The sequence below is a fragment of the Paractinoplanes lichenicola genome (assembly GCF_016785085.1).
Classification (GTDB): Bacteria; Actinomycetota; Actinomycetes; order Mycobacteriales; family Micromonosporaceae; genus Actinoplanes; species Actinoplanes lichenicola.
In genome coordinates, this window is sequence record NZ_JAENHO010000001.1 from 348,416 (window position 1) to 365,122 (window position 16,707).

Sequence of the window (16,707 nt, forward strand, 5' to 3'; positions counted from 1 at the left end):
TCGTTGCTCGCGGCGGACGCGGCGGCGCTGTCGTGTTCACGGGCCGCGTCGATCAAGGCCTGCTGTTGGCGCCGGGCCGGCCGAGGGCGCGGTCAGCGGCGCCAGGCTGTCGGCGCACGCCACTTCCGGGCCATCGCGACGACACGGAACGCGAAGATCAGCACGACCGTCACGACCCCGATCCACGGCGCCCACCAGCCCAGCTCCCAGGTGACAGCCACGATCAGCGCGCCCACCACCGCGGGCACGGCGTAGAGCTCGGCGTCCGGCCGCACCAGGGCCGGCACCTCGCGGGCGAGCACGTCGCGCAGCACCCCGCCGCCGACCCCGGTCAGCACGCCGAGCGCCGCCGCCGGGAGCGGTCCCACCCCGTACGGGAGGGCCTTGAGGGTGCCGAGAACGCAGAACAGCCCCACGCCGGCGGCGTCGAAGACCAGCACCGCGGTGGTGAGGCGCTCGAACGCGGGGTGGGCGAAGAACGTGATCGCCGCCGCGGCCACGGGCATGAGGAAGTAGCCCAGGCTGGTGAAGGCGGCCGGCGGGGTGGCGCCGAGGATGACGTCGCGGGCCACCCCGCCGCCGAGGGCCGTGATGCCCGCCAGCAGCACGATCCCGACGACGTCGAAGTCCTTGCGGATCGCCGTGAGTGCGCCCGACACCGCGAAGGCGAAGATGCCGGCCAGCTCCAGAACGGTCAATGTTCCTGCTCGTCGACCGAGGGGATCGCCTGAGACATGGGGGTCGGGTGGCCTTCCGTGAAGCGGGACGGCTTGAAGTCGAGCAATGCCTCGTCCGGCACCAGCGGGGCGATCCGCGGGTCGTCCGGCAGCTCGATGGTCGCACGCAGGCGCGGATCCCGCGACGAGGCGCCGACCTCGATCGTGAACTCGCCGCCCTCGCGCCGCCAGTCGTCCACGGCGACGTCCCAATACGCGAAGTCGCGGCTGCTCAGCTCGAAGACCACCCGAGTGCTCTCCCCCGGCTCGAGGGCAACCTTCTCGAAGCCGCGCAGCTCGCGCTCGGGGCGGCGTACGGCGGCATCGGGATCACCCACGTAGAGCTGGACCACCTCGCGCCCGGCCACTCTGCCGGTGTTGGTGACGGTGCACGAGACCCGCACGGCACCGGCGGCAGCGTCGATCAGATCAACGTCCAGTTCCCCGTACGCAAATGAGGTGTACGACAGCCCGTGGCCGAACGGATAGCGCACCGGGCGGCGCAACGCGTCGTACCAGCGGTAGCCGATGAACACGCCCTCGCCGTAGAGCACCGTGCCCCGCTCCCCCGTCCAGGTCACGTAGCCCGGGGTGTCCTCGACGGCCAGGGGGAACGTCTCGGCCACCTTGCCCGACGGGTTGACCCGGCCCAGCAGCACGTCGACGACGGCCCCGGCGCCGGCCTGCCCGGGCAGCCACGCCTCGACGATCGCGTCGGCCCGGTCGTGCCACGGGTCCATCGTCACCGCGGCGCCGTTCGACAGCACCACGACCAGCGGGGCGGGCAGCTCGCCCAGCCGCCGCAGCAGCTCGGCCTGGTCGGCGGGCAGGGCCAGGGTCGTCCGGTCGTCGGCCTCCTGCTCGAACGCGAGCGGCAGGCCGGCGAAGACGACGATCACGTCGGCGTCCCGGGCCACGACGACCGCGTCCTCGATGAGCGACTCGGCGCGGGCCGACAGCGGGCCGGCGGCCACCCGTTCGGCCGCCGCGGCCAGGCGCAGGGCCCTCGCGAGCGCGGCCGACCGGCGGGCCGGGCCGGTTCCGTCGTCGGCGAAGGTGGCGTCGTGCGCCGCGAGATAGGCGTCGAGGTCGTCCTGGTAGGCGTCCAGCGGGGTGTGCACGTAGCCCGGGGCGTAGAGCGCCTCGGGAAGGAAGTCGAGGGCGTTGTCGACGCGGGTCGGGTCGACGCCGGACGAGCCGCCGCCCTGGATGCGGGCGTGGGCGGCGAACGCCCCGATCACGGCGACCCGCTGGTCCGGGTTCAGGGGCAGCACCGCGTTCTCGTTGCGCAGCAACGTGATGCAGCCCGCGGCCGCCTCGCGGGCCAGGTTGTGGTGCTCGTCGGCGCGCAGCAGGGCGAGCTGCTCGTCCGACAGCCGGTCGCCGGGTGCGACGCCGAGCTCCATGATCGGCCCGTGGACCAGCTCCGGGCCGGGGTACGCACGCTCCACGAGCCGCAGCACCCGGCTGACGGCCGCGTCGACGATGCGCTCGTCGAGCTCCCCCGCCCGTACGGCGTCAATGATCTGCTTGTCGGTCACCCCGCCCGTGCCCGGCATCTCCAGGTCGAGCCCGGCGGCCAGGGCACGCACGCGGTGGTGCACGGCGTTCCAGTCGGAGACCACCACGCCGTCGTAGCCCCACTCATCGCGCAGCACGGTCGTCAGCAGCCAGTGGTTCTCGGAGGCGTGCACGCCGCGCAGCCGGTTGTAGGAGCACATGATCGTCCACGGGTCGGCCGTCTTGACGACCCGCTCGAAGGCGGCCAGGTAGATCTCGCGCAGCGTCCGGTCGTCGGCCTCGACCGAGATGCGGGTGCGCTCGATCTCCTGGTTGTTGGCCGCGAAGTGCTTGAGCGACGAGCCCACGCCGACCGACTGGATCCCTTCCACGTACGCGATCCCGAGCTCGCCGGAGAGCAGCGGGTCCTCGCTGAAGTACTCGAAGTTGCGCCCGCACAGCGGTGACCGCTTCATGTTGACGCCCGGCCCCAGCACCACCTGCACGCCCTCGGCCCGCGCCTCCTCGCCGATGGCCGCGGCCACCCGCCGTACGAGGTCGCGGTCCCACGAGGCGCCCATCGCCGACGCGGTCGGGAACCCGGTGGCGGGCACCCACACCATGTCGACGCCGGTCTCCTTGCGCAGCCCGTGCGGGCCGTCGCCGACCTCGATGGCCGGGATGCCGAGCCGGTCGACGGCCTCGGTGAACCAGTCGTCGTGGCCGGAGAGCAGCGACGCCTTCTCCTCCAGGGTCAGATCCATCTCGGTCCTCACGTCAGCAGGAAGTCTTCGGGGTGCGCGTCCCGCACCCGGGTGAGCAGGGCCGGCACGATCTCGACGCCGCCCTCGGCCAGCGCGTCGAGCACGACCCCGCTCAGTGGGGAGGCGTCGGCGACCACGACGCGCTCGACGTCACCCAGCTCGGCCCGCAGCGCATCCCGCATGGCCGGGTGCTCCGAGGTGACGACCGACCCGTTGAGGAGAACCGGCAGATCGCCCAACGACGTGCCGACCCGTGCAGCACACCAGCGTGCGTAACGGACGAATGCCTCGGCTTGGGTTCGGACAATTTGCCCAGCAACGGGATCGCCGTCGCCTGCCGCCGCGAGGACCACGCGCGATGCCCGCCACAGGTCGGTGGCGGGGCGGGCCCCGAATCTCCGCGTGAACTCGTGCCGCAGATGCCAGGCGTCCGGGACGTCGTACAGGTCGCACAGGGTTTTGGTGAGCGACGTCGGCGGGGCGATTCCCATCCAGGCCTGGCAGACCGCCTTGACGGCCGCGTTGCCCAGGCCCCCGCCGCCGAGGTGGTCGAAGACGAAGAAGCCGGAGTGCTCCTCGCGGCCGTCCTTCGCGCGGGCGGCCACGGCGGGTCCGGTGCCGACGGTGATGGAGACGGCCACGCCCGAGCCGTCGAGCAGCCGCAGGGAGGCGTACGCGTCGTTCTTGATGCTCCACCGGCCCATGTCGCCGAGCCGGGATCGGACGTGCCCGTCCCAGAACTCGGCGTCCTCGGGGTAGTCGACGCCGGCGATCCGGAAGGCGGCCGAGGCGATGTCCGATGCGGTGAGCCCGGCGTCGGTGAGTGCGGCGGCGACGGCGTCGAAGACGGACTCGAGGGCCTCGGGCACGCTCGGGGCGCCGTAGATGTCGCCGTTCCCGCCGCGTCCGCGGCCCAAGACGGCCCCCTCGGCGTCGTTGACGAGGGCGACCGTCTTGGAGTTTCCGGCGTCCACCGCCAGGTAGGCGCGGCTCACTTGAGCAGACGCTCCGGCAGGTAGGCGCGGTGGGCGTACGCCATCTCGTCGTACAGCTCCTCGGCCACGGCGAGCGTGGGCACCATCGGGTTGGCGGCCATCGCCCGGATGCCGTCGGCGCGGGTGCCCCGCCAGGCGGCCTCGGCGGCCAGGTATTGGAACTCGGCCAGCTGTTGCACCAGACCCCGTACGGCATGGGGCAGTGGCTTTTGCGGCAGGGGGCGAACCCCGTCGCCGTCGACCGTGCACCACATCTCGACCACCACGTCGTCGTCGAACCCGGGCAGCGCCCCGCCGGCGTTGGGCAGGTTGACCGGCAGGCGGGCGCTCTTGTTGTTGTAGTACGAGCTCATCACGTCGATGGCCAGTTCGAGCTCGTGGATGCCGCCCCGGGAGCGAGCCGGGTCCAGCTCGGGCACCTCGACGTTCACCTGCTCCTCGTAGTGCTGCCAGTAGCCGGGCAGCGCCGCGAGGAGGTCCTCGGCGCGGGTGGTGCGGGCGGCCTGCAGCTCGCGCAGCACCTCCTCGCGGAAGTAGTAGTACTGGAAGTAGTCGGCCGGCACCGAGCGCATCGTGGTGGCCAGCCGCAGCATCCGCTTGGCGTGGGTGCTCAGCGTCGGGTCGTCCTTGCGCGCTTCCCAGGCCGCGTCGAGGAGCGGCATCAGGTCATGGCCCTCGTACGTGTGCTCGACCGACCAGATGTTGTGGTTGATCCCCGACATCACGATGTTCGCCTTGGCCGGGTCGAGGCCGGCCGCGTGGAGCACGGTCTTGGGGAAGACGATCGGGCCCTCGCACATCGACCAGATCGTCCGGTCGGTGAAGCGGGTGACCGCCTGCGAGACGATGTTGACCGGGTTGGTGTAGTTGAAGATGACCGCGTTCGGGGCGACGGCGTCGAGGTCGCGGATGATGTCCTCGTAGATGTGGATCGAGCGCAGGGCCATGAAGAAGCCGCCCGGTCCCTGGGTCTCCTGGCCGATCACGCCGTGCTTGAGCGGGATCCGCTCGTCGAGGGCCCGGGCGTCGAAGTTGCCGGGGCGGAAGCTGGCCAGCACGGCGTCGGCGTCGGTCAGGGCGGCCCGCCGGTCGGTGGTCGACGAGATCGTGATGTCGAGGCCCTGCGCCTTGGCGAGCTTGCGGGCGATGGTCTCGACGGCGTGCAGCCGGTCGGGGTTGACGTCCTGGATGACGATCTCGGAGCCGTCGAACTCCTTGCCGTGGGCCAGGATCGAGGCCATGGTCCCGGCGCCGCGCGACGAGCCGCCGCCGATGTAGACCAGCTTGATGCCTGCCATGGTCAGTTGCCTCCAAATGCGGCGCGGTCCGCGATTAGCGTGGGGTTCTTGCATTCGACGACGACGGTGGCCGGCCAGTCGGGCTCGTAGGCCTCGGCCTGGACGATTCGGTTGTACGCCTCGTGTTTGTGCGCGCCGCAGACGATCATGATGACCTCGCGGGACAGGGCGGCGATGGTGTCGACGCCGACCGTCACCCCGTGGGTGGGCACCATGTCGAGCCGGGTGAACTCGGGGAACGTCCCCATGTTGTCGCGCCGGGTCGCCTCGCCGAGCGCGGTGACGTGCGTACGGGCGTCTCGGGGTGTGCCTGGTTGGTTGAACGCGATGTGCCCGTCACCGGCACCGCTGGCCAGCAGGAACAGGTCGATCCCGCCGGCCGCGGCGATGGCCTCGTCATAACCTGCCGGGTCGGCGGGGTCGGGCACCCAGATCTCGTTCTTTCCTCCCCAGGGACCCACGATCTCTCGTTGTGCGAACCCTAAACACGAATAGGACATTTCCGGCGACACTCGCCGGTCACCGTCCAGATAGTCGTCCATCATGACGATGACGAGGCGTGACAGGTCCACGCCGCGCCCGGCCAGGGCCCGATAGACCGGCATCGCCGTGCGGCCGCTGGGACAGCCGAGCAGGAACGGCCGGTCGCCGGTCGCGGGCAGGCGGTCGAGGATCGTCGCCGCCACCGCGTCGCCGACCGCGCCGGCGTCGGGCAGCACAAGGGGTTGAAGAGACACGGTGTTACTCCTTGATCGCGCCGGCCAGCATTCCGGAGATGAATTTGCGCTGGAAGACGACGTAGAGAACGAGGACCGGGGCGGCGACGATGAGGCCGCCGGCGGCCATCAGGTTGATCTGGGTGACGTACTTGCCCTGGAAGACACCGAGCGCGACGGTCGCGGTCTGGTTGTCGCCGTGCAGGAACACCAGGGACAGGAAGTAGTCGTTCCACGTCCACATGAAGCTGAGCAGGATCAGCGTGTAGATCGCGGGCCGGGCCATGGGCGCGGCCATCGACCGCAGCATGCGCAGCGGTCCGGCCCCGTCCAGCTCGGCCGACTCGAACGCCGAGCGGGGCAGGGCACGGAACGCGGCCCGCATCCAGAAGATGCCGAACGGCACGCCCATGCCGAGGTGGATGAGGATGATGCCGGGCAACGAGTTGGTCAGCCCGAACGTGCGGAACTGGTAGTAGAGCGGCACGATGATGGCCTCGAGCGAGATCATCATGCCGAGCAGCACGACCGGGAACAGCCACTTGTCCCCCACCACGCCGAGCACCCCGAAGGCGTACCCGCCGAGCAGCGCCAGGACGACCTGGCCGGCCACCACGCAGACGGCGATGACCATCGAGACCGTCATGGCCCGCGAGAACTCGGCGTCGCGCCAGGCGGTGGCGAAGTTGGCCCACGCGAAGTCGGCCAGGCCGACCGGCTTGCCCGAGCGGTCGGGGCTCAGGGCCGCCGCCAGGAAGGTGCCGATCGGGAAGAGCACCAGCGCCGCGAGGACCGTCAGCACCACGTAGTTGATGACGCGTTCCGTTCTGGAGATCATGATCAATCCCTTTCCGCGACGCGGGTGATGACGACCGCGATGACCAGGCACAGCAGCGCCATCACGACGCCGATCGCGGCGGCCAGGCCGACCTGCGGGTTCTGGAACGCGGCCTTGTAGAGCGCGACGGCCGGGGTCAGGGTCGAGGTGCCGGGGCCGCCGTGGGTGGTGACCCAGACCAGGTCGAAGGTGCGCAGCGCGGCCGTGATGGTCAGCGTCAGCGCGACGGCCATCTGCCCGCGCAGGCCGGGCAGGGTCACGGCGAAGAACTCCCGTACGGGGCCGGCGCCGTCGATGCGGGCCGCCTCGTAGAGCTCGGGTGCGATCGCCGACGTGCCGGAGATGAACAGCACCATGCAGAAGCCGAAGGTGACCCAGGTGCCGATCATGCCGAGCGCGGGCAGCGCCCAGGTGAAGTCGCCCAGCCAGGTCTTGGCGAACGAGTCGAGCCCGACCGCCCGCAGCGCGGTGTTGAGCGGGCCGTCCGGGGCGTAGATCCGTTTGAAGACCAGGGCGATGACGACTGTCGTCATGACCTGGGGCAGGAAGAAGATCCAGCGGTAGACGGCCATGCCCGGCTGCCTGGCCCGGGTGAGCAGCGCCGCCGAGAGCAGGCCGAGGGCGATCGGCAGCAGGGCGAAGAAGCCGATCAGCACCAGCACGTGCCCGAAGGTCGAGCGCAGCACCGGGTCGGTCAGGAACGTCCGGTAGTTGTCCAGCCCGGCCCAGGTGGAGGCGCTCACCCCGTCCCACTTGTAGAACGAGAACTGCACCGACTGGGCCAGCGGGACGAGCACAACGAGGGCGTAGACGGCCAGTGGCAGCGCGGCGAAGGCGAGGCCGATCCACCGGTTCCGACGCCGGTGGGCGCCGCGTTTGCCGCCCTCCGGCGCGGTCGCGGTGGCGGTCATCCTCAGCTCTGCCCGGCCAGGAAGGCGTCACGGTCCTGGTCGACGGCCTCGGTGAACTTCTCCGGCGTCAGCTTGCCCGCGTACACCAGCTGCAGGTTCTGGCTGATCTTGTCGAGCATCGTCGGGCTGGACCAGTCGAAGTAGGGCACGTAGCCGTCGTTCTCGTCGAGGGTCGCCGCGCCCTTCGACTCGTCGGTCAGGCTGAGCGACGTGGCCGGCACCTTGACGTCGGGCGACAGGGCCGGCACCAGACCCCGGTCGGCGGCCAGCTGCCCGGTCTCGGCCGACATCAGGAAGTCGAGGAACGCGGCGGCCACGTCCGGGTTCTTGCTCTTCGACGAGATCACCATGGCTCCGGGCGCGGCGCCGACGCCGACCGTGCCGCTGCCGCTCGCCTGCGGGAGCTGCAGATAGCCGTACTTGCCCTGCTTGGCCGCGTCGAGACCGAGCGATCCTGTGTATTCCCAGCGGAAGACGCCCTTGCCGCCCACGTAGTTGGCCACCGCGGTCTGGTAGTCGATGCCCTCGAACTTGGGCGGGAAGTAGCCGGCGTCGGCCCACTTCTTCGTGAGCGTGATCGCCTCGGTCATCCCGACGTCGGTCGCCTTGACCGAGGAGTCGCCGTAGATGTAGTCGTTCAGCTTCTTCTTGTCGGCCAGCAACGCCTGCGTGCCGAGCAGGATCGTGGTCGACCCGTCCAGGCTGCCGTACTCGAAGGGCACCTCGCCGGCCACCTTGGCCTTCGCCGCCACGGATTCGAGGTCGGCCAGCGACTTCGGGGGCTCGACGCCGAGCGACTTGAGCTTGTCCGCGTTGTAGTAGAGGCCGATCAGGGACGTACGGGCCATGGGGGTGGAGAACCAGGAGCCGGCGCCCATCGTCTTGAAGTCGGCACTGAACTGGTTCTGCCGGGCGATGGTGGTCGGCACCTCCTTGTCCCAGCCATAAGCCTTCGCGTACGCGTCGAGGTTGCGCACCAGGCCGCCCTTGGCCAGGGTGCCCAGCGACTGCCAGCCGTTGTTCGCCGTCGCGATGTCGGGCCCGCTGTCGTCCTGCAGTTGCAGGTTGAGGGTGGAGTTGAGCTGACCCCAGTCCTCGTTCGTGCGCTGGATCTTGACGTTCGGATACTTCTTCTGGAAGTCGGCCACGACCTGCTTGATCCATTCGCCCTCGGCGCCGCCCCAGAAGTCGGTCAGCTTGAGGGTCACGTCGCCCGCCTTGGCCACGTCGGTACTCACGGCGGACGGTGCTTCGGTCTTGCCGGTCGCGCTGGTGCCACTACCCGGGGAGCAAGCCGTCAGGCCCAGCGCGAGTATCGCCGCCGCCACGCCCGCTTTATAGATCTTCATCTGTGCACTCCGTTGTGTCGCTCTGGCCTCGCCCGGTGGGATCGCGTGGCCGATGATCCGGACACTAAGCCTTCCTATACCAGTTAGTCCAGTGCCGAACCAGAATCCACAACTGGTCCCACCAATGAGCGAACTGGTACAGTGCTCGGCGTGACCGCTTCGACGCAGGCCTACGAGCAGCTGACTCGCGACCTCACCGTCGGCCGCTACGCCCCCGGCACCCGCCTGCCGGGCGAACGCGACCTGGCCGGGCAACTGGGGGTCAGCCGGGCCACGCTGCGATTGGCTCTGGGCCGGCTGGAGTCCGAGGGCACACTGCAGCGGTCGGCCCAGCGCGGGTGGTTCGTGCCGACCCAGGTGCTCGGGGAGCCGCCCAGCACGCTGCAGTCGTTCACCGAGATGGCCCGCGCTCGGGGGTTACGACCCACCGCGCGGGTGCTGCGCCAGCAGGTCCGGCCCGCGAGCATGGACGAGGCGGGCCAGCTACGCATCGCCCCGGCCGCCCCCGTCATCGAGATCGACCGCCTGCGCGGCATGGACGGGACACCGGTCTGCTTCGACGTCGTGGTGCTACCCGAGGCCACGGCCGCGCCGCTGGCCGGCACTGACCTGACGGATGCCTCGCTCTACGACGAACTGCGCCGGTTGTGCGGGATCGAGGTGCACCGCAGCGCCTACACGTTGGTCGCCGAGAACGCGGATGCCGAGCTGGCCCGGCTGCTTGGCATCACCGCGGGCGCCGCCGTTCTGGTCGGCGATGAGGTCGCCTACACCGCCGACGGAACCCCGGTGTTGATCGGCCACAACAAGTACCGGGGCGACGCATACCGCTTCGAGGCCGACCTCTTCCGCCGCGCCTGACCACCGATACGCGGTCCGCATGGCAGCGTCGCCGTACACATTGGAGGGTGCTCGCGAGATCCTGTCCCCTCCGGACAACAAGTCGTCGGCCAACCGGAACGCTTCGCCGCCGAACGCACGGAAGTCGCTGCTGGCACGCGACGCGCCGCCCATCCAGTCCGGCTGGCGTGGGATCTCCGCTCGCGTCGTGGCCGGTTACTTGGAATCAGCGTTCGAGAAGACCAGGCGCAAGATCCGCATTGATCCCGGCGTCGCGGCGACGCCTGAGGACGATGGCGAGCCAGACGCAGCCGACGGCCAGGAGGATGCCGTGGGCGATGCGGCCGGCGGCGGGCAGGAAGAACTGGGGTAGGAAGAGCACGTAGCCGGCCGCGAAGAGCATTCCGGCCGGGCCTCGGACGGTCAGGGCGGTGGCGACGCCTGCGACGGCCAGCAGAATCAGGCCGATGCCGAACATCGTGACGGCCACCGGCTGGTAGCGGACCTCGTCGACCACGGTCAGCAGGTCGGGTGCGCCTGAGCGGGCCAGGGCGTGTAGGCCGAAGTCTTCGGCGCCGTAGTAGGGCAGCACCAGGCCGGTGCCGATCCAGGCTGTGATCAGGGCGGTCAGCGAGCTGCGGGACGACACCCGGGCGTGGAGGGCGAGCAACCCCAGACCCACGGCGATGAAGCCGAGCATGGCGAACACGTGCGAAGCCACCCAGGCCGGGGACGACATGGCCTCGATCGCACCGGGCGTGGTCGTCTCGTCGGTCCACGGGCGTAGGGCGGGGTAGAGCAGGAACATCAGGCCGGCGAAGGCCAGCGCGGCGGCGCTCACTCGAGGCTCCTCAGCACCATCGTGACCACCTGGTCGAAGCTGGCCTCGACGTCCTCGGGCAGGCCGAAGCCGCCGCCCGTCTCGAGGACGACGAAGCCGTGGACTGTCGCGCGCATGCGGCGGATCGCGTGGGTCGCCTCGGAACCTTCCAGCCCGTACGCCCGTAGGACAGCACCGAAGACGGCGAGCAGTTCGGCGCCCGCCGCGGCCACGGCTGGGTCCTGCAAGGCGTTGAGCGGCACCAGTGCGTACCGTCCGGGATGTTCGACGGCGAACGCTCGGTAGTGCCGCATCAAAGCCTCGACCGCGTCCTCACGGCTGCGGCCCATGACAGCAGTCGTGCACATCGCGGTGAGTTGCCGGACGACGGCCAATGCCATCAGGCCCCGCAGCGAGGCCAGGCTGCCCATGTGTTTATAGAGCGAGGGGCCGGCGACGCCCGCCCGGTCGGCCAGGGCCGCCAGGCTGAGCGCCTCGAGGCCCTTCTCGTCGACCAGGTCGAGCGCGACGCCGACCAGCACCTCGGTATTCAGTCCGGCCCTAGGCATGAAAGCTACCCCGCATAGCTTTCAGGCTAGCTCAACTAGCCAGATCGGACAAACCTCATACGCCGAGTTCGGAGGGCAGGAAGCTTTTCGACCCCGAGGAGGTGTGCACGACGACGCGGACGCCGTCGGCCTTGCCGCCCTCGTGGCCGGGCCACCAGGCCACCCACCAGCCGTTGCGCACGCTGGCCTGCACGTTCGTGCCGTCGGGGAGTTCAATCTCGAGCTTGGTGACGTCGGCCCCGGCCCGGCCGATGACGTCGGAGTACCAGCCCTCCTTGCCCTCGGTGGCGCCCATCGTCTCGATCCGGGCCCGGCCGTTGACCGGTTGCGGGGTGGCGGTGTCGAGCAGGTCGCCGCCGGCCGCGCCCTCGGCCGGGTCGAGCACGAAGCAGGCGGTCAGGCCGGTGCCGTCCTTGCGGACCAGCGCCAGGGTGGCCCGGCCGCGCCGTTCGGCCAGCAGGATGTCGGCCGCCGTGGGCGGGGTCGCCCAGTCGGCTCCCCAGCCGGCCGCGCATCGCTGCGCCTCGGGCAGGGCGTCGGCGCCGGCCAGGGCTTGCGGCTTGGCGGTCCACGCGTACGCCTTGTCGCCGTGCTCGCCGGGCAGCACGATCATCCCGGCCACGGCGACGGCCGCCGCCAGCCCCACCACTGCGCCGCTGAGAACAAACCGCCGGGCGGACCGCCGGGCCGGGGCCGCGTCGCCGAACGAGAACCGGCGGCTCGGGGCCGGGGCGGGCTCGTGGAAAACCTTTTCGAGGGCCGCCGTAGCCCGAGCGCGCCGCGACGGGGACGGCTCGTAGTCGCGCATCGGGTCGAGTACGGCCAACTGCTCGAGGTCGTTCATGCGTTGCTCCAGGTTGCGACAGCGGGAGGAAGGTCGGTGGCCGGCTCCAGCGCGTCACGCAGCCGGCGCCGGGCGCGGTTGAGCCGCATCCGGAACGTGGCCCGGCGGCAGCCCAGCACGGCCGCCGCCTGCACGTCGGTGAGCCTGTCAAAGGCGACCAACGCCAGCACCTCACGGTCGGCGGCGCTCAGCGCCCACCACGCCCGTACGAGGTCGAGACGGGCGTCGACGCCGGGCGCGCGGTCGGCCTCGGCCCGGCTGAGGTCGGTCACCATGCGGACATCGACGACACGGCGGCGCAGCCGTGACCGCGCCTGGTTGGCCAGGATGTTGCGGGCGATGCCGAACAGCCAGGGCCGGGCGTCCTCCGGCAGCTCGGCCGAGCGCTGCCACGCCACGAGGAAGGTCGCCGACACGACGTCGTCGGCGTCGTCGTCGGGGATCCGCCGTTTCACGAAGCGGAGCAGGTCGGCGTAGGTCGCCGCGTGAAGAGCCCGGAAGTCGTCGTGGTCCACACCCTCTACCTGTCGCGAGACGGCCGAGTGTCACACCCTAAAGATTGCGGGCCTCCCAGGTGAACGTGGCCGAGGCCGACGAGCTCTGTGACGTGTCCGGGATCGAGCTGTCGACCGTGATGGTGAAGCGGTACGTGCGGGCGGCCGGCCCCGACCAGGAGGCCAGCGCCGAGACGACCCCGTTGGTGTAGGTCGACGGGAAGACGGTCAGCAGGTCGGAGGCGGCGTTCGGGTGGGTCGCCGTGTCCCACAGCGTCGTGACGGTGCCGCCGAAACTCGCGCAGCCGAACCCGCCCGTCGTGCCTTCCTCGATCTTGACGTGCAGGTAGTCGCGCAGGCCGGTGCCGCCCGGGCCGGGAGTGTCACCGGTGGTCGAGGCATACAGCCGTACGGTCGAGGCGAGCGAACCGGCGTACGTGACCCGGACGCAGTTGACCACCGTCTGCCCCGGCTTGAGCACACTCGCGGTGACCTGGTTGGCGCCGGCGCCCGAGGTGACGAACATGGCGCTGCCCGAGTCGTCGTCGGTCAGCACCACGTTGCCCGCCGCCCAGTTGTTGCCGGTGTTGTCGGTGGTGCCGCTGAACACCGAGTAGCTCGAGCCGAGCACGATCCCGACCGCGGCGATCAGACCGCCCACGACCGCGACGACCGTCATCCGCTGGCCGTGCCACCACGCGCTCGGGCGTCGGCGACGACCGGCTCCGCGGCGCGGGGTCGTTCCAGGTTGTGGCGGCACGAGCTGCGCTCCCGTCAGAGAAGCATGCCTCTACTACCCGCTTCGACGGGGCCCGCCGAGATCTGAGCGGCTCACCCGATGGCGTACGGGCTGAACCGGCCGACGGCGAACCGACAGCCGGTCAGCCCGGGATGGTGCGCCGCCCCGGCCGAGCCGGATACGCGCTACCTCCGTACGGTCAGCACCGCGGTTTTGGGCTGGCCGACGTGGGCCACCTTGGCCGTGAACGTGACCGCGGTGTCGGCCGAGACCCGGCCCGTACGGATGGTCATGGTGTAGCGGGTGGCGCCCGGTGGCACCTGCGAGGAGCTGATGTTGTTGGCGACGAAGGCGTTGTTGCTGGAGAGGTTGACGATCAGGCCGTTGCGCGGGGCGGGCGAGCTGAAGGTCAGGGTCGCGGTCGCGTTCTTGCCGCCGTTGACCGGGCTGGGCGAGACGGTCAGCCCGGTCACCACCGGCGCTGGGGCCGTCGCGGTGAGCCGGACCCCGTAGCGACCGGCGTCGCCCTGCACGGTCTTCGTCGTGATGACGTTGTCCTCCGGATAGATCTCCTGGTCCATGGTCGCCGCCACGATCCGGTAGCGGCCGGCGTGCAGCGGGCCGGTCACGACCAGGTCACCGTCGATGCTGAAGGTCTGCTCGACCGACGCCCCGGTGCCGTCGGGCCCCTGGATGCCGACCGACAGGCCGCCCGCGCCGGCCCCGTTGTTCGCGAGCAGCGCGCCGACGTCGACGGCCTCGGCCGTGTACGCCTGGCCCTCGACCGCGGTGAACTCGAACAGGTCGATGTCGTGCGCGTAGGGCTTGCCCGGCAGCGGAGTGCGCTCCTGGCAGATCGCCCGGTGGACCGTCTCACCGACGGCGATGGGCGCGGCGCTCTGCCCGCTGTCGTCGATCTCGTACGCGTCCGGCGCGCAGGTCACCGCGGCCTGGGCGGCGCCGGCCGGCACCAGTACGGCCGCCAGCAGAACGCCCGCGGCGACAAGAATTCGGGGCATGTGGCTCTCCCTTATGGAGGTTTGGTGGACGCCCCGAACCCTGCCGCACGCATTGATATCGGTGAGATAATTGAACCTTAAAGCGACGCTAAGAAGCCTCAGACCCGTACGGCCGGGAAGTCGAGCGCCGTCTCGCCGACCGAGTTGAAGTAGTTGGTGAACGTGTTGAGCGCGACCGCGGCCACGATCTCGCCGATCTCACCGTCGCCGTAGCCGGCCGCCCGCACCCCGTCGAGGTCGGCGTCGCTGACGAAGCCCTTGGTCGCGATGACCTGCTTGGCGAAGGTCAGCGCGGCCTCGGCCTTGGGGTCGGACGCCTGCCCCTTACGCCCGGCGACCAGGTCGTCCTCGGAGACACCGGCCTTGGCGCCGAGCACGGTGTGCGCGGCCAGGCAGTAGCCGCATTCGTTCTCGACCGCCGCGACCAGGGCGATCTGTTCCTGCACCCGGCCCGGCAGCGAGCCCTTGGAAAGCGCGCCGGAGAACTGCAGATACGCGTCGAGCACGGCCGGCGAGTTGGCCATCGCCCGCATCATGTTCGGCGTGACACCCAGGGCGCGCTCGACCCGGCCGAGCAACGTGCGGGCCTGACCCTCGGCGGCGGCGGGGTCGACGGTGGCGATACGAGGCATGACTGCGCTCCTTCGTTCGATGTTGTTTGGCAGTGCCAACTATATTGGGCGCACGAGGTAGCAGTCGATATGACCCGGGTTACACGTCCTTCGGCTCGTGGTCGGGGCAGGTCACCCGGAGCTCGGCATCGCCGAACGGGGCATCGACGAAATTGCAGTGATGCGGCCGCTCGGGATCCTCCGGATGTGCCCGCGGCGCGAAGAAGCGGCACGTCAAGCACATCTGCGAGATGGGGATGGCCTTCCGGTCCTGCAGCTCGCGCATCAGGGTGGCCGTGCCCCGGAGCATCGCCGCGAAGTCCTCCTGCGACAAGGCGGCCACGGCGCCGCTCAGCGTCTCGGACTCGCCCCGCAGCCGCTCGGCCTCCTCGCGACCGGCGTCAGTCAGCCCGAGCAGCAACGCCCGCGCGTCCCCGGGGTCGCGGCTCGCCGCCAGTAACTCCTTCTTGCGCAACACTTTCACAGCGTCGGAGACCGTGGGCGGCGTCGACGCCAGGGCGGACACGATCTCCCCCTGCCGGATCGGGTGCGGCTTGCCCTGCAGCAGGGTGACGATGTCGGCCTGCAGCGGCGACAGATTGTGCGGGCCGGCGTTGCGCCAAGCCTCCATCCGTACGGCCTGACCGAGCCGGGCCAGCCCGATCAGCAGCTGACTCGTCGCCGGCGGCCCGGGAACCTCCGCCATGCGGGCCGTCCTTCCTCGAGATGCGCCGGCTCAGCCTACCCGCATTGTTGGCACTCCCACCGTTCGCGCGGCGGCCAGCATCCCTACGCCGAGCGCGATCAGCAGGCGTACGCCGGTGGTGTGCATCAACTCAGCCCCGGGCAACAGGGGAACCAGCAGCACCAGCGGCAGAGTCACCCCCACTACGACGGCCCAGAACCGCCCCGGTTGTGCGGGCAGCGATGGCGGCTCGCCGTGCCATCGGAGCAGCAGCCGGCGACGGCCGACGTGCAGCATGAGAGCCAGCAGCCCGAACGCGCCGACCACGTGGAGCACCGGCTCGAGCACCGGCACTTGCAGCTCGGCGAAATCGAGGAGCAGGTGGCTGACCGCGCCGATCAACGCCGACCAACACGTCACCGGCAACGGGTAGCGGCCGCGGGCGAGCACGCCGTAGTCGCGAAGGGCGAGCGGGCCGGCCTGGGGTAGGTGGCTCGCCACCACCGGGGCGGCTCGGCGGATCAGCCAGGTCAGGAGCAGCGTTACCGGTAGGCACCAGAGGACGAACCCGCGCAGGCCGTGTGAGAGCTTCCAGACCGGCCAACCCGAACCGTCCAGGGCGTACGCGAGATCTGGCGCCATCGAGCCGATGACCAGCGCGACGCCGTCGAACCAGCGGGGCCGCCACAGCTTGAGCACCGCAACCAGCGGATGGGTCGGAACCGTGAGCGCCATGCGGGGCACGCTATTGATCACTTGTGGAGATCCCGTGCGCGAATCGGGGGAACCTCGCGCCGATCGCACCTGCCGCTCCGGGCCGTTAAGCGCCGATCTCCCGAGCCGCTGGGCACGTCGCCTTGAGCATCCTAGGAACCTAGTTCGCCAGGCTTGGCCAGGCTTGGCCAGGCTTGGCCAGGCTTCGCCAGGCTTGGCCACGCGGACAGTCATCGTGATTGAGCGCGGCAGCGCATCGAATGAGGAGACTGCTGGAGTCGGTTC

18 protein-coding genes are annotated in these 16,707 nt (G+C 70.4%); 1 reads left to right on the forward strand and 17 read right to left on the reverse strand.

The window, feature by feature from the left end:
- Positions 1 to 92: 92 nt before the first annotated feature.
- The 8 genes from JKJ07_RS01675 to JKJ07_RS01710 are packed head-to-tail and all read right to left on the reverse strand — an operon-like array spanning position 93 to position 9,087.
- Entirely contained in the window at positions 93 to 698 is a 606-nt protein-coding gene (locus tag JKJ07_RS01675) for a trimeric intracellular cation channel family protein (protein ID WP_202989356.1), read from the reverse strand.
- Positions 695 to 2,992 carry a beta-glucosidase family protein gene (locus JKJ07_RS01680; RefSeq protein WP_307834089.1) on the reverse strand — a complete coding sequence of 766 codons (2,298 nt, stop codon included), beginning with the start codon at positions 2,990 to 2,992 and terminating at the stop codon, positions 695 to 697. Before JKJ07_RS01680 ends, JKJ07_RS01675 begins: the two co-directional genes overlap by 4 nt.
- Positions 2,989 to 3,975: an N-acetylglucosamine kinase gene (locus JKJ07_RS01685; protein ID WP_202989357.1), complete on the reverse strand. Its 987-nt coding sequence runs from the start codon at positions 3,973 to 3,975 to the stop codon at positions 2,989 to 2,991. Before JKJ07_RS01685 ends, JKJ07_RS01680 begins: the two co-directional genes overlap by 4 nt.
- Complete coding sequence (locus tag JKJ07_RS01690) at positions 3,972 to 5,273, reverse strand: family 4 glycosyl hydrolase (RefSeq protein WP_202989358.1); 1,302 nt, start codon at positions 5,271 to 5,273, stop codon at positions 3,972 to 3,974. The genes JKJ07_RS01685 and JKJ07_RS01690 overlap by 4 nt, the downstream gene beginning before the upstream one ends.
- 2 nt (positions 5,274 to 5,275) lie before the next feature.
- Positions 5,276 to 6,010 carry a 6-phosphogluconolactonase gene (locus JKJ07_RS01695; RefSeq protein ID WP_202989359.1) on the reverse strand — a complete coding sequence of 245 codons (735 nt, stop codon included), beginning with the start codon at positions 6,008 to 6,010 and terminating at the stop codon, positions 5,276 to 5,278.
- A gap of 4 nt (positions 6,011 to 6,014) precedes the next feature.
- A complete protein-coding gene (locus JKJ07_RS01700; protein WP_202989360.1) occupies positions 6,015 to 6,827 on the reverse strand; it encodes a carbohydrate ABC transporter permease in 813 nt (270 codons plus the stop codon).
- 2 nt (positions 6,828 to 6,829) lie between these two features.
- On the reverse strand, positions 6,830 to 7,738 hold the full coding sequence (locus JKJ07_RS01705; RefSeq protein WP_236028169.1) for a carbohydrate ABC transporter permease: 909 nt from the start codon (positions 7,736 to 7,738) through the stop codon (positions 6,830 to 6,832).
- Between the two features lie 2 nt (positions 7,739 to 7,740).
- Positions 7,741 to 9,087 (reverse strand): ABC transporter substrate-binding protein, encoded by a 1,347-nt coding sequence (locus JKJ07_RS01710; protein ID WP_202989361.1) that lies wholly within the window; start codon positions 9,085 to 9,087, stop codon positions 7,741 to 7,743.
- A gap of 150 nt (positions 9,088 to 9,237) precedes the next feature.
- Between JKJ07_RS01710 and JKJ07_RS51550 the strand changes: the two genes are divergently transcribed.
- Entirely contained in the window at positions 9,238 to 9,948 is a 711-nt protein-coding gene (locus tag JKJ07_RS51550; RefSeq protein WP_307834090.1) for a GntR family transcriptional regulator, read from the forward strand.
- A 205-nt stretch (positions 9,949 to 10,153) separates the two neighbouring features.
- Here the strand turns inward: JKJ07_RS51550 and JKJ07_RS01720 are convergent, their stop codons facing one another.
- From JKJ07_RS01720 to JKJ07_RS01760, 9 genes are all read right to left on the reverse strand, one after another.
- Positions 10,154 to 10,768 (reverse strand): hypothetical protein, encoded by a 615-nt coding sequence (locus JKJ07_RS01720; RefSeq protein ID WP_202989363.1) that lies wholly within the window; start codon positions 10,766 to 10,768, stop codon positions 10,154 to 10,156.
- Complete coding sequence (locus JKJ07_RS01725; RefSeq protein ID WP_202989364.1) at positions 10,765 to 11,316, reverse strand: TetR/AcrR family transcriptional regulator; 552 nt, start codon at positions 11,314 to 11,316, stop codon at positions 10,765 to 10,767. Before JKJ07_RS01725 ends, JKJ07_RS01720 begins: the two co-directional genes overlap by 4 nt.
- 55 nt (positions 11,317 to 11,371) lie before the next feature.
- Positions 11,372 to 12,160 carry a hypothetical protein gene (locus JKJ07_RS01730; RefSeq protein WP_202989365.1) on the reverse strand — a complete coding sequence of 263 codons (789 nt, stop codon included), beginning with the start codon at positions 12,158 to 12,160 and terminating at the stop codon, positions 11,372 to 11,374.
- Entirely contained in the window at positions 12,157 to 12,675 is a 519-nt protein-coding gene (locus JKJ07_RS01735) for an RNA polymerase sigma factor (protein ID WP_202989366.1), read from the reverse strand. The genes JKJ07_RS01730 and JKJ07_RS01735 overlap by 4 nt, the downstream gene beginning before the upstream one ends.
- A 37-nt stretch (positions 12,676 to 12,712) precedes the next feature.
- Positions 12,713 to 13,333, reverse strand: a complete 621-nt coding sequence (locus JKJ07_RS01740) for a hypothetical protein (RefSeq protein WP_202989367.1) — start codon at positions 13,331 to 13,333, stop codon at positions 12,713 to 12,715.
- Positions 13,334 to 13,578: 245 nt separating this feature from the next.
- Positions 13,579 to 14,412, reverse strand: coding sequence for a hypothetical protein (locus JKJ07_RS01745; RefSeq protein ID WP_202989368.1), 834 nt, complete (start codon positions 14,410 to 14,412; stop codon positions 13,579 to 13,581).
- 98 nt (positions 14,413 to 14,510) lie between these two features.
- The gene (locus JKJ07_RS01750) at positions 14,511 to 15,044 is read right to left on the reverse strand and encodes a carboxymuconolactone decarboxylase family protein (protein WP_202989369.1); all 534 of its coding nucleotides are present in this window, start codon (positions 15,042 to 15,044) and stop codon (positions 14,511 to 14,513) included.
- Between the two features lie 79 nt (positions 15,045 to 15,123).
- A complete protein-coding gene (locus JKJ07_RS01755; RefSeq protein ID WP_202989370.1) occupies positions 15,124 to 15,729 on the reverse strand; it encodes a MarR family winged helix-turn-helix transcriptional regulator in 606 nt (201 codons plus the stop codon).
- Between the two features lie 30 nt (positions 15,730 to 15,759).
- The gene (locus JKJ07_RS01760; protein ID WP_202989371.1) at positions 15,760 to 16,443 is read right to left on the reverse strand and encodes a DUF4184 family protein; all 684 of its coding nucleotides are present in this window, start codon (positions 16,441 to 16,443) and stop codon (positions 15,760 to 15,762) included.
- Positions 16,444 to 16,707 lie beyond the last annotated feature (264 nt).

Bases quoted from the DNA above. Each gene is read 5' to 3' on its own strand.
- JKJ07_RS01730 (WP_202989365.1), bottom strand. From the start codon at position 12,160: ATGAACGACCTCGAGCAGTTGGCCGTACTCGACCCGATGCGCGACTAC.
- JKJ07_RS01755 (WP_202989370.1), bottom strand. From the start codon at position 15,729: ATGGCGGAGGTTCCCGGGCCGCCGGCGACGAGTCAGCTGCTGATCGGG.
- JKJ07_RS01690 (WP_202989358.1), bottom strand. From the start codon at position 5,273: ATGGCAGGCATCAAGCTGGTCTACATCGGCGGCGGCTCGTCGCGCGGC.
- JKJ07_RS01740 (WP_202989367.1), bottom strand. From the start codon at position 13,333: ATGACGGTCGTCGCGGTCGTGGGCGGTCTGATCGCCGCGGTCGGGATC.
- JKJ07_RS01750 (WP_202989369.1), bottom strand. From the start codon at position 15,044: ATGCCTCGTATCGCCACCGTCGACCCCGCCGCCGCCGAGGGTCAGGCC.
- JKJ07_RS01710 (WP_202989361.1), bottom strand. From the start codon at position 9,087: ATGAAGATCTATAAAGCGGGCGTGGCGGCGGCGATACTCGCGCTGGGC.
- JKJ07_RS01705 (WP_236028169.1), bottom strand. From the start codon at position 7,738: ATGACCGCCACCGCGACCGCGCCGGAGGGCGGCAAACGCGGCGCCCAC.
- JKJ07_RS01745 (WP_202989368.1), bottom strand. From the start codon at position 14,412: ATGCCCCGAATTCTTGTCGCCGCGGGCGTTCTGCTGGCGGCCGTACTG.
- JKJ07_RS01725 (WP_202989364.1), bottom strand. From the start codon at position 11,316: ATGCCTAGGGCCGGACTGAATACCGAGGTGCTGGTCGGCGTCGCGCTC.
- JKJ07_RS01760 (WP_202989371.1), bottom strand. From the start codon at position 16,443: ATGGCGCTCACGGTTCCGACCCATCCGCTGGTTGCGGTGCTCAAGCTG.
- JKJ07_RS01700 (WP_202989360.1), bottom strand. From the start codon at position 6,827: ATGATCTCCAGAACGGAACGCGTCATCAACTACGTGGTGCTGACGGTC.